Annotated in this window: 1 protein-coding gene; it reads right to left on the bottom strand. The window is 70.4% G+C overall.

Annotation, left to right across the window (positions count from 1 at the left end; genetic code table 11):
* Positions 1–527: amidohydrolase family protein (locus SB786_RS35600; protein ID WP_410731484.1), on the bottom strand; the 527-nt coding region annotated here is incomplete at both ends.

Here is a 527-nt window from a genome sequence, read left to right as displayed (position 1 = left end):
CCGCACATCGCCGCGGCCGCCGCGCGCTGCAGCGGCGCGCCCTCGCGCTGCGTCGCACCCCAGCCGCCATAGCCGCCGTAAGCACGCACCGGCGACCAGTCCGGCATCGCCGGCGGAATCGGCATATCGTGCGACGCGAACGGCCCGGCACCCCACACGATCCGGCCGCCGACCACCGTCAGCAACGCCGTCGTATCGACGATATCGTCTTCCGCGCAGGTGAAGAAATCGCGGTCGGGGACCATCAGGTCCGCAAGCTGTCCGACCGCGATGCGGCCCTTCTTGCCCACTTCGTTCGAGAACCACGTCACGTACTCGGTCCACATGCGCAGCGCGGTTTCGCGATCGAGCAGGTTGCGCTGCGGATACAGGCGCATCCCGCCGACCGTCTTGCCCGTCACGAGCCACGCGAGCGACACCCACGGGTTGTACGACGCCACCCGCGTCGCGTCCGTGCCGGCCGACACCTTGATGCCCTTGGACAGCATCTTCGCGACCGGCGGCGTCGCCTCGGCCGCCTGCGCGCC

The sequence above is a fragment of the Burkholderia sp. SIMBA_062 genome (genome assembly GCF_046534765.1).
GTDB classification, from domain to species: domain Bacteria; phylum Pseudomonadota; class Gammaproteobacteria; order Burkholderiales; family Burkholderiaceae; genus Burkholderia; species Burkholderia ambifaria.
This window is presented reverse-complemented; position numbering and strand designations above follow the sequence as displayed.